The sequence below is a fragment of the Gemmatimonadota bacterium genome, from assembly GCA_021295815.1.
GTDB lineage: Bacteria > Gemmatimonadota > Gemmatimonadetes > Longimicrobiales > Gaopeijiaceae > JAGWBQ01.
This window is the reverse complement of sequence record JAGWBQ010000006.1, coordinates 18020-31565: the sequence shown is the minus strand read 5'-3', so window position 1 is coordinate 31565 and position 13546 is coordinate 18020. Positions and strand designations below refer to the sequence as shown.

Below are 13546 nucleotides of genomic sequence, written 5' to 3'. Positions count from 1 at the left end.
AGTCCTTTTGTTTCCCGCGAGCTCCGGGCCGGCGGACCGTGCTCGGCGTCGGGCGCAGGTCGCGGGACCGCCGAGCATCGATGACGAGAAATATAACCGTTGCGATCTCGCTTCTTGCGATATCGGGCTGCGAGTCGTTAGAGCAGGTGAGCGATTCGTTTCGAGACGCCACTCCCAGGGAGCGTTATCTCGGGTCGCTGGAAATGGCGGGATTGGCGGACGCCGCGCTGGCCAGGGACTGGAGCGACGCCGGCGAAGCGGCTCTCGAATCTCCGGTCGAGGTCACCCTTCCCTTCAGCGAGGAGACCTTCGTGATGCCGGCTGAGCCGCGAGCCGCCGCCTACCGGGTCACCCTGGAACGAGGACGCAAACTCACCGTGTCGGTGAGAACCTCCGAGAGCGACGGCGGAGAAGCCGCCCGCGTCTTCGTCGACCTCTTCCGAGTCCCAGAGAACGAAGAAGACCCGCATCGTCCGATCGAGAGCGTCGATTCGGTTCCCTGGTCGTACGAGTACGAACCCTGGAGGGGCGGCGAGTTCGTGATCCGGGTGCAGCCGGAGCTCCTGCGTGGAGGCTATTTCACCGTGGAGCTCGGTCAAGAAGCTCAGCTCGCCTTCCCCGTCGGGGGCTCGGACGTCGGATCGATCTTGAGCTTCTTCGGAGACGATAGGGACGCCGGGCGCCGGCGCCACCACGGAGTAGACATCTTCGCGCGGCGCGGAACCCCCGTTCTGGCCGCGTCCGCAGGAGAGACTTACGGAGTGCGCGAAACCGATATCGGCGGCAAGGTGGTCTGGGTCCGCGATTCGGTAAGGCAGGCCCGGGTCTACTACGCGCACCTCGACGGCTGGGCGGTCGGAAACGACGAGTGGGTTGAACCCGGAGACACCTTGGGCTTCGTAGGCAACTCCGGTAACGCGCGCACCACTCCGCCGCACCTCCACTTCGGGCTCTACCGACGAGGTCGCGGTCCGGACCGCGGTCCGACCGACCCCATGCCGTTTCTGGCACGCCCGTCGGGGGAGGTCGAGGCTCAGCCCGACCGCACCCTTCTGGGAGGCTGGGGACGAATTACCACCGACGGTATCAATCTCCGCGCGACGCCTTCCGGGCCCGTGGTGGGCACTGCGGAGGCGAACGAAATCGCTAGGGTGCTCGCCGGCGCGGCGGACCGCGGACGTTCCTCGTACCTTATCGAGCTCGGGACCGGGCTGAGGGGTTACCTGGCGGAGGATTTTCTCGAACTCGGAACGGAAGCGACCGCGCCGGTCCCGGTCGCAGGCGGTTCGGGCTGACCGACGGGGCCTGAAACGCGAAAGGGGCCCCACCGGAAACGCGAATCCGCGGGAGCCCCTCTTCTAAGCGGGAGACGGGACTCGAACCCGCGACCCTCAGCTTGGGAAGCTGATGCTCTACCGGCTGAGCTACTCCCGCATGGTCCGTTCAGCAGGAGGAGCCCGGCCGGGAAGGTCCGGGCTCTCCATATGCCTTTCGTCCCGCCGGTCTATCCTATTCGATATCCGTAGCCGGCGACCTGGTCAGCGGAGTCGAATTCGAAGATGAACGTGGACCTCCGCTCGACCGCCGCAAGCTGCACCATTTCCTCCACCTCGCCAAGCACGCCTCCGTCTTCGCCGTAGAAGGTGAAGATGAGCGTGACCGTGTCGCCCTGATTCATCGAACGGTTGCCGACCGATCCGGCTACTCGAGCTCCGCCGTCGGAGTATCTGGTCAGGCGGAGATCGGCCACGTCGAAGGGCTGTTCCTGCATCCGGTCCGCCGCGGCCCGGAGCTGATCCACCATGTCCAGAGCGTTCAGCGACTGCGCGCGGATCAGAAGCGCGACTGCGCTCTCAGGGTCGAGTTCGAGCCATCGCTCGACCGCCGGAATCACCTGCTCGTAGAGAGAGTCGGTCGCCAGCGTCCTGGACAACATCTCGAGAGCGTCCCGGTCGAAAGGGTTCATCTCGACCGTGCGTCCGAAGGCCTCGATCGCTCCGGCATTGTCGTCGCCGTTGTAGTAACCGACGCCCATGCGATAGAAATCGAGCGATTCGAGCTCGGTGTCGCTCGCCATGAGTTCGTCATAGAGCCGGAAGGCCTCCGCGTCGTTGTCGATCTCGATCAGCAGCCCTGCCAGGTTGAGGATCACCGTCTTGTTGCCGGGGTCTTCCGCGATCAGCGCCTGGTAGGCTTCCACCGCCTCCTCGTTGCGACCCGCCGTGGCCAGAACCTGCGCCCTCAAAACGGGCAGGTCCGCGATGAGCTCGTCCCAGCCGGCCTGCATCGTCGAGTCGGCGTTCATGTAGTCTTCCGTTACCGTGAAGGCTTGCGCCTCGGCGATGAGCTCGATCGACCGATCGGCTTCGGAAATCTGACCGTAGATCTGAGCGAGACGGACCATGACCTCGGGGCGCTGCTTGTAGATGGCGTGGGCGTCCTCGAAGACGGATGCGGCCTGCTCGTAGTCGCCGCTGCTTAGAAGCGGTGCGGCTTCGTTGTAGAGCTGGATCCAGAGCTGTTCCCGAAGGCCCTGATCCTCAAGGCCGTAGACCGGCCAGAGCTCGCCGGCGTGATCGAAGTGCATGCCGGCCATCTCGAAGTCACGGAGTCCGACCGCGGCCAGCGCCGCCTGACGGTGTCCGAGCGGATTCCTCCCGTCCTCGGCGATGGCCAGACCGGCGGCTTCGAACGCCTGTTGGTAGTAGTCCTGCGCGGCACCTTGGTCCTGGGCGTCTTCAGCTTGGTCGAGGAGGCGTTGCGCGGTTCTGGTGTTCTCGGTCTGACGAGGCCTCTCGCCGCCGGCACTTCCACCTATGACCGCGCTGCCGCCGCCTCCCGAGGCGCAAGCACTCGCGACGAGCATGAGAGAGAGGAGAATCGGATACTTGTAGCGAGGGATCATGGCAATCCTGGCGTTTACGTGAGAGCTGGGCGGAGACGCCACAAGCGAGCTGCGGACGATGCCGGAGCCCGGATGCCCCTAAGGTAATGCCTGCGTCGGAATGTCGCCACATCCAACGGTTTTCAAGTGTGGCGAGCATGGGCGAAGGTCGGCGTTCGTTCGCTCTTGCCGCTCGGGTGTCAACCGGGCCGCTCTGCCCGACCGGAGACAGTGCGAGCCGCCGAGGGACCGGCGACCGGCGGTGGCGCAAGCCGCTTCAGAACCTCCTTTCTGCCGAGGGCCAGAAGAAGTTTGATCACGTCGGGTCCGACCTCCCTTCCCGTCAGTCGACGGCGGATCGGATGGAAGAGTCCCGGTCCGCGAGCGCCAACCGATTTGCCGGCCGCGAGCAGCGCGGGCCGCAGCCGTTCGGGACTCCAGTCGGTCTCACTCCGCAACGCCCGGTTCACGGCCTCCACCACGGTTTCCGTCGTCGCCGCCACGCGGCGTTCCTCGCTCTCCGCCTCGGCGGCGCCCGACCCGGCAGGTTCCGTACGCCGTCCGTAGAGCGTCCCCAAGGTGCGCGTCGCGCAGGCGTAAGTCGTGAACCGAGGGCGCAGCGCATCGACTCCCGCCTTCCAGTCGCTCCCTTCCGGCAGCCCTCTCCTGTCATACCAACCCTCGAGAATCCGGGCCAGCTCATCGAGGGGCATGGCGGCGATGTGGCGCCTGGAGAGCCAAAGCATCTTCTTCGGGTCCGTGCGCACCTCGGAGCGGCCCACCCTCTTCAGGCTGATGGAGTCGATGAGTTCGCGACGGCCGAGGAACTCCCGCTGGTCCGGGTGCGACCAGCCCAGGAGCGAAAGGTAGTTGACCACGGCGTCGGCGGGGAATCCTCCAGCCTCGAGCTCGCTGACCGGGGTCGCGCCGCTTCTCTTGGAGAGCTTGCCTCCGTCGGGAGCGAGCAGCGTCGGCAGATGCGCGTACGAGGGCGGCTCCGCCGCCAGGGCCCCGAGCATCAGCGCCTGCTTGGGCGTGTTGGAGAGGTGGCCGGCACCTCTGATCACATGGGTGATATCCATGCGGGCGTCGTCGACGGCGCAGACGAAGTTGTACGTAAAGCCCCCGCGGGCGCGCCTGAGGACGAAGTCGTCGATGTCGGCGGCGGGAAAACGCGCCTCTCCGGCCGCCAGCGAGCTGTCCCGGACGACGACCGTCCCTCGCTCGGGCGAAGCGAACCTTACCGCATGGGCCTCTCCCCTTCCGATCCGCCCCTCCCGCTCCCTCGGGTCCATCTCTCGGCATCGGCCGTTGTAGCGACGATCCGTCGTCGACTCCCCGGGATCGCAGAAACAGGGAAAAGCGGACCCGGCCTCGATCAGATCGGCGAGCGCCCGGACGTAAATTCCACTCCGCTCGCTCTGCCGGTACGGGCCGAACTCCCCTCCTTCCGCCGGACCTTCGTCCGGATCGAGCCCGAGCCAGGCCAGGTCGGCCCGGATGCCATCTTCGGCGCTCTCCCGATGCCTCTCCCGATCGGTGTCTTCGATGCGCAGGATGAAGGCGCCCCCGTGTCTTCTCGCGAAGAGCCAATTGAACACGGCGACCCGGGCGTTTCCCAGATGCAGCCGCCCGGTCGGGCTGGGCGCGAAGCGCACGCGCACGGTCACCGCGGCCTACCTGCCCAGATAGGTGAGAACGCGGAGCGCGAGAGCTCTGCCGATCCCTGGAACACTGGCTATCTCCTCCGAAGTGGCTTCGCGCACGCCCTTCAGCGAACCGAACCTCCTCAGAAGTTCGCGCTGGCGGGCGGCGCCGATTCCCGGAATATCGCCCAAGTCGCTCCTGAGCGTGCGTTTGGAGCGCAGCTTGCGGTTGTAGCGGTGCGCAACCCGGTGGGCCTCGTCGCGCATGCGCTGCAGGAGATGGAGTGCGCGGTTCCTCCTGCTCAAACGAACGGGTGCGGACGTCGGACCGTAGACCAGTTCCTCGCGCTTGGCGAGGGCGAAGAGCGCGGTTTCGGTCCCTTGGGCGGCGAGCGCGTCCTCGGCGGCGCCGAGTTGTCCCGGCCCACCGTCCACCAGGATCAGGTCGGGGACTCGCGCGTCGGATTCCTTCCGATGCCGAACGAACCGGCCCGCGGCCTCCGCCATCGAGGCGAGGTCGTCGTTACCCCAGTCGCCCCGTATTCGGAAGGTTCGGTAATCAGACTTGCGCGGCTCGCCGTTCTCGAACACCACCGCGGAAGCGACGGTCTCGGTTCCCTGCGTGTGGGACACGTCGAGGCAGGCCATAAGCCGGGGCACCACCTTGAGGCCTAGAGCTTCCTGGAGCGCGAAGAGCGGCCGCTCGGCGCGCGCTCCCACTCCGGCGGTCAGCGCTATTCCGTCTTCGAGCGCCTGGCGGGCGTTCTCCTTGGCTAGCTGCACCAAGGCCAGACGTTCGCCGCGCTGCGGTCGGGAGAGTTCGACCTTCCGTCCCATTTCGGAGAGAAGGTCGGCGACGAGCTCCACGTCGTCGACGGCGGTCGGAAGGAGCACGTAGCGAGGCAGGTCGCTCCGTCCCGCGAGCCCGCGCCCGAAGTAGTAGCGGGAGACCAGAGCCGAGACCAGTTCCGATTCCTCTGCTTCGGCGACCCCCTCCAGAGCGTGCGAGCTCCTGCCGAGCAGGAGGCCCTTGCGAATCCGTAACACCACGCCGCTGCCCGCGTCGCCGTCGCGCGCCACCCCGAAGACGTCGAAGTCGCCGCCACGCGAACGGTGCACCCGCTGGCGTCCGACCAGGCCGTCGAGTCCGGCCACCGCATCGCGGAGTCGCGCCGCCTTCTCGAATTCCAGCCGCTCGGCCGCCTCGGTCATCTCGCGCTCGGCCGTCTCCCGCACCGAGAGAATGTCCCCGTCGAGGACCCGCACCACTTCTCCGATCATCGCCCGGTACTCCTCCCTGCTCTGCAGTCCGGTGCACGGCGCGCGGCATTTGCCGATGTGATAGTCGAGACAGGGACGCGCCGGCGCCTCGTAGGGAAGACGGTAGGTGCACGAGCGCACGGTGTGGAGCGAGTTGATCACCTTGAGCGCGGCGCGCATTGGCCCCACCGAGGTGTACGGACCGAAATAGCGCGATCCGTCATCGACCGTACGACGGGTGACGGTCACTCTGGGAAACGGCTCTCCCATTGAGACCCTGACGTAGGGGTAGCTCTTGTCGTCCCTGAGCAGGATGTTGAAATGGGGATGGTGTTCCTTGATGAGGTTGGCTTCCAGTATGAGCGCCTCGGCCTCGGTGTCCACCACGACGGTATCCACGGCGGAAGCCTGCGCCATGAGCTTCCGATTCTTGGCGCTGAGCGATGCGGCGCGGGATCCCACGTAGCTTCTTACGCGAGCTCGGAGCGACTTGGCCTTGCCGACGTAGAGGATCTCGCCGGCCTCGTCCTTGAAGAGGTAGACGCCCGGCCTCGCCGGTAGGGCGTTCAGCACCTCGCTTTCGAAGGGCACCGATCCTTCCGTCACGGTCCGGGTTCCTCGCCCGCGTCGCCTGCCCCGGAGGGTAGATCTTCACCGGCCCGACCGTTTCCAGGTTCCGAGGTCGGTCCGTCCCTTCGGCGTCCGAGCAACCAATCCGCTACGAGGTAGAGGACGCAGTAGGGAACCAGCGTCACCGCGCCGGCGGCCAAGGGGGGGAGAGCCCCGGTCTCGCCACCGGCGCCCTCCCCGACGAGCCACGCGCCGAGCGCTCCCACGGGTACGCCCGCCAGCGTCGGGATCCCCAGCACCACCAACGCGCACCCGAGAGCAAGCGTCGAGGCCGACAGGATCCGGCCCGGCTGCACGCGGCAGCGACCGATTCTCCTCTCCAGCGCTCTTCTGAGCATTGTCCACTCGATCCAGGCCCCGACCGAGGTCCCGAGAGCGATGCCGACCGGTCCCAGAGAGAGCTGGGCTCCGGGTTCGCCGACGAGCCGGCGGTCGAGGGGGAACATGAGGGCGACGCCGATCGCGATCGAGATCGCCACTCTTGCCAGCACGATGCGCGCAGGCGTGCGGTACTCCCGCAGCGCGTAGAAGCTGGAGGTCAGGGTCCGGGAGTTAGCCGACGCGAAGATCCCGAGGGCGTAAGCCGCGAGAGTCAGCCAGGTGACGGTGGTGGCGGTACGTCCGAAGGCTCCGGTCTGGAAAAGGGTGGCGACGACGATGTCGCCGAGAAACAGGAAACCGACGACCGCCGGGATCGTGTAACGGGTCAGCCGGCCCAGCGCGCGCTCGATCCGGAGAACGAACGTCTCCTTCTCCTCCGCCCTCATTCTGGCGAGCTCGGGAAGCTCCGCCGCCGCGATCGAGATGCCGAAGAGCGCGATGGGTATCAGATAGAGCGTCTGAGCGTACCCCATGGCCGCCGCGGCGCCCTCGGCGAGCAGCCCCACCATCACGAGTTCGAGCCAGCCGCCGATATTGGTCGCACCGCGAGCGCCCAGCACGGGGAAGAAGTTGCGCACGGCTTCCCTCACCTCGGCGATCCCCTTTCCCAGAGAGATCCGGATGCCCGGGAGCTGTCTGAGCGCGACGCTTCCCTGGATCGCGAGCTGTAGGGCTCCGCCCGCGAACGCGCCCCATCCGAGGGCGAGCAGGAGATCGTCCTGACCGAGACCGAACCTCACCCCGCCGGCCACGAGGGTGGCGATCATGACCAGGTTCCACAGGCTCGAGCCCGCGTACGAGACGAAAAAGCGGCGGTGGGAGTCGAGCACGGCCATCGCCCAGGCGGAGACGATGGTCAGTCCCACCATGGGAGTGACGACCCGGACAATCGTCGCCGTGGCTCGCTGCTTCTCGGGACTCCACAGAGGAACCACGATCTCGACGATCGCCTGAGCGAGGAACGCGGCGGTGATCGATACGGCTCCCGCGACGAGGGCAAGCAGTCCCAGCACGGCGCCGGCGAACCGGCGGGCATCGGCGTCTCTCCCTTCTTCCAGAAGCCTGGAGTAGACAGGCACCATGGCGGCGGCGAGCGTTCCTTCGCCGAGAAGGTTGCGCAGCACGTTCGGCAGCCGCATCGCCACTCGCCAGACGTCGGCATGAAAACCGGCCCCGAAGAAGTGGGCGATGGCCCGCTCGCGGGCCAGCCCGAGGAGGCGGCTCAGGAATATGCCGCTGAACACCCGCGACGCGCCGATCTTCCAGTAGCCGCGGAGCGAAGCGGGGATCACGGAGCCGGCCTCGTCTTCGTTTCCGAACGTCCCGCCACCTCGTAACCGCCGACGGCCGTCAGGGGGAGTCCGTCGTCACGCACGAAGACGCCGCATCTTCCTCACCGTCAGCGCGGCAGGTCGAGGTCTCCGCGAGCGGGGATCTCCGGCGTCGTCTCCTCCACAAGCCCGGTGAGGAATCGGTTCTGCTCGGCCAGGTCCTCGACTTCACGGCCGAGCCGGTCCACCTCGCCTTCGAGAATCCGGATGCGGTCCTCGGTCTTCGCGGGCAACTCCTCGTTCGGAGGCTGAGTCGGAGCTCTAATCCGCGCCGCCAGGGCCTGCCCCAACGGCGAACCGAGCACGATGGCGGCCAGCGGGATCAACATGAACAACATCCATATCTGCATGGCGACGCCTCAGCCGAAGGGTGAGCGAGGGAGATTGCGGCTGGTAATACGGTTACGGAGCCGCTCGGGTCCAAAATTCATCCGATCTCCGCTTCCAGCGACGCGTACAGACGGTCGATGAAGCTCTCTCCGTAACGGGCGAGATAGTAAAGCGGACTTTGCACCCTCTCCGCTGGAACCCCCTTCGGGAAGAGGTGGAGGGCCGCCTTCTCGACCTGGCCCACGGCGACGGCGTTCTGGCGCTTGACGGCGTGACCGATCTTGCGCTCGAGCTCGCGAACCGCATGGAAGATCTGAGCGCGGGCGTGTTTGACCGAGCCCGAGACCGTGGGGTCGATGGCGCGGACGGTGCGGTCGATCTCGGCCATCCCCGGTGCGACGCCCTGCCTGAACCGGCTCAGGCTGTCCCGGACCCGATCCGGAACCGCTTCGCGCACGAACTTGGCGGTCACCTCGTGGAGGGGACGGGCCAGACCGTCGATGTCGAGGTCGAACTTGTCGAGCACCTTGGCCACCTTGCCCTCCAGGGGTGTGACGCCGGCGCGCGGGTAGACGACCGGCATGGTGAGATCCAGCGAGGCGTAGTAGCTGCGAAGCTGGGCGAAATAGCTGACCTCGCCGGGACCCGCCACATAGGCCAGGGTGGGAAACACCGCGCTCTCCACCAAGGGCCTGAGCAGGACGTTGGGACTGAGGGTCCGCGGATCGGAGCGCTGGTGGGAGAGAAGTTCGTCCGACGAGTATCTGAGCCCCGAACCTCGCAGACGGAAGCTGCCTCCGTCACGGCAGATGCGCTCCCGGCCGGCCGGTCCTTCGAAGAAGAGATTGACCGCGCCTTCGAGCACCGGCACCTGAAGGGGCAGCCCGAGATCGGTAAGACGACGCCCTGTAACTCCGAGCAGCTCTTCACTTTCCATGCTTCTGCCCAACTCACGTGCCAGGAGCGGAGCGCTCGCCTCTTTCACCTGAGCGGACGCCGAATCGACGAACCGAAGGTCGAAGCGGTCCAAGAGGGATCCGAAGAAGTCGAGGCAGGCCTCGGGCAGCGTCCGCCCGGGTGTGAAGCACCGAGCCGTCAGGTCGAGGTAGTCGCGTGCGAATTCGCTAGGCGGAAGTAGATCGTCGAGCCTGGCCACGCACGCCGCGATCTCCGGCCCGAGGGGGATGCGGCCGAGCGAGGGGTTGCCTTCGCCCGGAGGTCGAGGGAGCCTGATCTCGACGAGCTCGTTCTTCGGGCTGGTGATCGAGACGTGATCCGCCTCCGCCCAGTCGTGGTCCTCCGAGGCCATCCAGTAGACCGGGATCACCGGACGCCCCAGCTCGGTTTCGAGCCTCTCGGCGAGCCTGACCGCACCCAACGCCTTCACCAGGCAGTAGAGCGGTCCTCCGAAGAGCGCCGGCTGCTGGCCGGTGGTGACCATGTAGCCTTCGCGCTCGACCCAGTCGAGCATTTCGGGGGAGAGGTCGCCGCCGGGATGGAGCGCCCGGGCCGCCCGCAGCCTCGCCTTCCGGTCGAAGCGTCGGTCCACCTCGTCGGCCTTGGCGCGGTAGGAAGAGAGGGAGCGGTAATCGTACTCGAAGAAGGGAGCGATGGACTCGGCGCCGTCCAGGTAGGCGCGGTGCAGCGCGGAGCCCAAGGCGGGACCGACCATCAGCTCGAGCGAGGAGACGTTTCCGGTCAAGTAGGGACCGCCTTGTGATAGGGTTCTTTGCGGACAATGGTGCCGGCGCGGTAGAGCTGCTCCGCGAGGACGAGGCGGGCGAGCTCGTGCGGCACGGTCAGCGCGGAAAGCGAGATCCTGCGATCCGCTCTCGCGAGCACCGACGGCGCAAGCCCGTACGCCCCTCCGATGACAAAGATCACCCCGGAGAGCGAACGGAGTGCGGCATCCGAGAGCAGACGGGCGAGCGCCGCGGAGGAGAGCTGCGCACCGGTCCTCGTGAGGGCGAGGCATTCGAAGGCGTCCGGGATGCGCCGGAGAAGGCGTTCGGCCTCGGCCTCCGTCACGCGACGGGGCGTCGCCCGTCCCTTGCAGCCCGCCTTGACCTGGACGATCTCGGTCCGCCAGTAGCGGCGGGCGCGCTTCTCGTACTCCTCGACGCCGGCCGCAAGCGGAGGGCCGACGCCGCCGACGGAGAGCGTGACCACCTTCACGGGCATGGGCTCCCGGCGGGTGAACGACCGGGCGTTCCGGCCCGACCGCGCCCATCTGGCCGACCGCCCATCTCCAGGCTACCGCGCTCGAGTCCGACCGCCACGACGGCACGGGCCAGCTCCGTCTCGCCCGTCTCCCAGACCAGTTGCTGGCCGAGCGCCCGGGCCGGGCCCAGGACGGAGCCGAACCGGCACAGCTTGACCGCGTCCTTTTCGGTGGTCACCAAGGTGCGACCGTTCAGGCGATTCCTGATGTCGAGCGCGTCGCGGCGGGTATAGCGGTGGTGGTCGGCGTAGGTGATCGAGGCTGCGGGTGGGTACCCGGCCGCCGCCAGTTGCGCCGCGAAACGATCAGGTCGAGCGATACCCGAAACCGCAAGTACCTGTCCTTCGGGCGCGGGGGCCGGAGCGCCGACGAGATCGAGCCAGGACCCGGGCTCGAAACGGAGCTGCGCCACGGGAGTCTCGGGCGCTTCGGACGCGTCCCACGCCGGGGAGGCGTCTCCCGACTTGACAAGCACGATCCGGTCCGCCCGATTCAGAGCCGAACCCGGTTCCCGTCTCGGGCCTCGGGGCAGGAGCGCGCGATTCTCCCCGGCGCTCACAAGAGCGAGATCGAGGTCGCGCGCGAGCTGCCGGTGCTGGAAACCGTCGTCGAGCACGGCGATTTCGACCCCCCGACGCGCGAGCTCCTCCACGCCCCGGAAGCGATCGCGGTCGACGACGACCGCGACAGCCGGCGTCCACCGCCTGTGAAGCAGGGCCTCGTCGTCGGGCCCGGGGCCGCCGACGCGGCCCGGACGCCCACCGGCCCTTGCGAGCACGGAGGCGACCCAGGAGGTTACCGGCGTCTTCCCGCTCCCCCCGGCGACGAGGCCGCCCACCGAGATCACCGGGATGGCCGCCGACCTCCGGCGGTCGAGCCTGCGCCGCCGATCGTAGGCGAAAAGGGCTCGGTAGCCGAAGGAAAGAGGTGCGGAAAGCTGGAACAGGACGCGAAACGCGAAGGAGGGGCGGTCGTACCACAACCGTCGTGCGAGCCGGTGGCCGCGACCGCGAGCTCCGGCGGCGACGCTCGCTCCGACTCGCCGTCTGCCCTCAGTCATCGCGAACCGCCGCCCGGTCGATCTCGTCCGAAATCCGAGCGGCCAAGGAGGCCAAAGCCGAGCGATCCGCGTCGGCCGGCACCTTCCTGGCTGGAAGATAGGTCACACGGACTCGCGAGAACGGCTTCGGGATCAGAAAACCGTCCCAGCTCGACGCCTCCCAGGCGCGATCGACCGAAACCGCGATCGGAACCACGGCCGTCCCCGAGAGCTTCGCCGCCAGGAACGCACCGGGTTTGAAGATACCTGCCGGTCCGCGGGGTCCGTCGGGGGTCACGGCCAGATCCCTGCCCTCCGAAGCCGCGGCGACCAGAGCCCGCAAGCCGCGCACTCCTCCTCGGGTGCTCGATCCGCGGGCGAGCGCGAATCCGCGTCGGGCGATGACCCGAGCGACAAGCTCTCCGTCCCGGTGCTCCGAAACGAGAACGGCGATTCCCTCGCCGCGATGGACGTGCACCAACGGCAGGAGGTGCCGATGGCGAAAGACGAAAACCGTTCCGCGTCCCTCGCGTCGACGCTGCTGGTAGTGGTGAACGCCGCGCCGCTCGATGCGCGCGGACCGCAACAGGGCCGTGACCAGCCAACCGCCCACGCGAGCCGTCGGACCGAGTGCGCGGGTCATGGCGCCGCCTGAAGCAGATCGGCCGCCATCAGCGCGACCCGTTCGGCGACCGAGGCGCCTGCCGGCGTGGCTGGCGCCTCGAGCAGCTCCCTCACCTCCTCGAATCCGACCAGCTGGGCTTCGCGCTCGGGGCTCGCATCGAGGAGGGGGCGAAGAGCGCGGGCGAACGCGGAAGGTACGCAGGCCGCCTGGATCAGTTCGGGCACGATCTCCCGCCCGGCTATGAGATTCGGGAGAGAGAAGGAGCCCACCGCGAGGCGTTTGCCGATGAAACGCCAACTGATCCTCGACACGCGGTAACCCACCACGTGCGGCAGCCCGGCGAGAGCGCACTCGAGCGTGATGGTGCCGGACTTGGCGATGGCGGCGCGCGCCGAACCGAGGAGGGTCGAGGTGTCGGCCACGAAGGCGGGCTCGATATGCTCCGCTCCAGCCTCGTCCGCCCACTCACGCCACGCCGAGCGATAGACGGCTTCCGGTAACGCCGAGCTCATGCCTACCGCGACCTCCAGTTCCGGAAGAAGCCGACGGAGCTTCGCGGCGACCGAGAGAAAGATGCCCGAGTGGGCGCCGACCTCCCGGGTGCGCGATCCCGGAAAGAGAGCGAGAAGGGGGCGGCCGTCGGCGGCCCGGTCCACGATCGGTTCGGCGCCGTCGAGCAGCGGATTGCCGACGTAGCTGGCCCGGACCCCGTCCCTCCGGAGAAGCGGTTCCTCGAAGGGAAGGATGCAGGCGACCCTGTCGGCGAGTCTGGCGAGCTCCCGGGCTCTCGCGCCCCCCCATGCCCAGGTCTTCGGCGGGATGTAGTGGAGCGTCCTCGTCCGTCGGCCGCGCGGCGAGAGCGAATCCAGCTCGCGGAGAAGGCGCAGGTTGAAACCGGAATAGTCCACGGTCATTACCAGATCGGCATCGAGAGCAAGGCGAGTCAGTCGTTGAAGGAGACCGCGCATGCGCGCAAGGTGCGGGACGATCTCCAGGAACCCCAGCATCGCCATATCTCCGGTTCCCGGGATCACCTCGACCCCGGCGTCGGCGAGACGCTCGCCGCCCGTGCCGATCAACCGTGCTTCGGGGCGGAGTCGGCGCAGCTCCCTCACCGCCGCCGCGGCATGGGCTTCGCCGGACGGGTCTCCCGTCACCACCAGGACCTGCGGCCTTCGCGGCAGGCCCTGCGGCGTCAG

At 67.7% G+C, this 13546-nt stretch carries 11 protein-coding genes and 1 tRNA gene; 1 reads left to right on the top strand and 11 read right to left on the bottom strand.

From position 1 onward, the window contains the following. Positions 1 to 80 precede the first annotated feature (80 nt). Positions 81 to 1295, top strand: a complete 1215-nt coding sequence (locus J4G12_03275) for a M23 family metallopeptidase (GenBank protein ID MCE2454827.1) — start codon at positions 81 to 83, stop codon at positions 1293 to 1295. A 66-nt stretch (positions 1296 to 1361) separates the two neighbouring features. Here J4G12_03275 and J4G12_03270 read toward each other — a convergent pair. The 11 genes from J4G12_03270 to lpxB form a co-directional block, all read right to left on the bottom strand. Next, positions 1362 to 1434, bottom strand: a tRNA-Gly gene (locus J4G12_03270). Positions 1435 to 1504: 70 nt separating this feature from the next. Beyond that, positions 1505 to 2905, bottom strand: a complete 1401-nt coding sequence (locus J4G12_03265; GenBank protein ID MCE2454826.1) for a hypothetical protein — start codon at positions 2903 to 2905, stop codon at positions 1505 to 1507. Between the two features lie 179 nt (positions 2906 to 3084). Further along, a complete protein-coding gene (locus tag J4G12_03260; protein MCE2454825.1) occupies positions 3085 to 4554 on the bottom strand; it encodes a glutamate--tRNA ligase in 1470 nt (489 codons plus the stop codon). 6 nt (positions 4555 to 4560) lie between these two features. Further along, a complete protein-coding gene (gene uvrC / locus J4G12_03255) occupies positions 4561 to 6396 on the bottom strand; it encodes an excinuclease ABC subunit UvrC (GenBank protein ID MCE2454824.1) in 1836 nt (611 codons plus the stop codon). Continuing rightward, on the bottom strand, positions 6393 to 8093 hold the full coding sequence (murJ, locus tag J4G12_03250) for a murein biosynthesis integral membrane protein MurJ (GenBank protein ID MCE2454823.1): 1701 nt from the start codon (positions 8091 to 8093) through the stop codon (positions 6393 to 6395). The genes uvrC and murJ overlap by 4 nt, the downstream gene beginning before the upstream one ends. 107 nt (positions 8094 to 8200) lie before the next feature. Beyond that, a complete protein-coding gene (locus tag J4G12_03245) occupies positions 8201 to 8461 on the bottom strand; it encodes a hypothetical protein (protein MCE2454822.1) in 261 nt (86 codons plus the stop codon). A 98-nt stretch (positions 8462 to 8559) separates the two neighbouring features. Then, positions 8560 to 10164: a bacillithiol biosynthesis cysteine-adding enzyme BshC gene (bshC, locus tag J4G12_03240; protein MCE2454821.1), complete on the bottom strand. Its 1605-nt coding sequence runs from the start codon at positions 10162 to 10164 to the stop codon at positions 8560 to 8562. Then, positions 10161 to 10637 (bottom strand): 23S rRNA (pseudouridine(1915)-N(3))-methyltransferase RlmH, encoded by a 477-nt coding sequence (locus tag J4G12_03235; GenBank protein ID MCE2454820.1) that lies wholly within the window; start codon positions 10635 to 10637, stop codon positions 10161 to 10163. The genes bshC and J4G12_03235 overlap by 4 nt, the downstream gene beginning before the upstream one ends. Then, positions 10634 to 11743, bottom strand: a complete 1110-nt coding sequence (gene lpxK, locus J4G12_03230) for a tetraacyldisaccharide 4'-kinase (protein MCE2454819.1) — start codon at positions 11741 to 11743, stop codon at positions 10634 to 10636. Before lpxK ends, J4G12_03235 begins: the two co-directional genes overlap by 4 nt. Further along, positions 11736 to 12365: a lysophospholipid acyltransferase family protein gene (locus tag J4G12_03225; GenBank protein ID MCE2454818.1), complete on the bottom strand. Its 630-nt coding sequence runs from the start codon at positions 12363 to 12365 to the stop codon at positions 11736 to 11738. Before J4G12_03225 ends, lpxK begins: the two co-directional genes overlap by 8 nt. Continuing rightward, positions 12362 to 13507 (bottom strand): lipid-A-disaccharide synthase, encoded by a 1146-nt coding sequence (lpxB, locus tag J4G12_03220; protein MCE2454817.1) that lies wholly within the window; start codon positions 13505 to 13507, stop codon positions 12362 to 12364. Before lpxB ends, J4G12_03225 begins: the two co-directional genes overlap by 4 nt. Positions 13508 to 13546 lie beyond the last annotated feature (39 nt).

Excerpts from the sequence above, each read along its gene's own strand:
- J4G12_03275 (MCE2454827.1), top strand. The coding sequence starts at position 81 with ATGACGAGAAATATAACCGTTGCGATCTCGCTTCTTGCGATATCGGGC.
- J4G12_03265 (MCE2454826.1), bottom strand. The coding sequence starts at position 2,905 with ATGATCCCTCGCTACAAGTATCCGATTCTCCTCTCTCTCATGCTCGTC.
- J4G12_03245 (MCE2454822.1), bottom strand. The coding sequence starts at position 8,461 with ATGTTGATCCCGCTGGCCGCCATCGTGCTCGGTTCGCCGTTGGGGCAG.
- lpxK (MCE2454819.1), bottom strand. The coding sequence starts at position 11,743 with ATGACTGAGGGCAGACGGCGAGTCGGAGCGAGCGTCGCCGCCGGAGCT.
- J4G12_03225 (MCE2454818.1), bottom strand. The coding sequence starts at position 12,365 with ATGACCCGCGCACTCGGTCCGACGGCTCGCGTGGGCGGTTGGCTGGTC.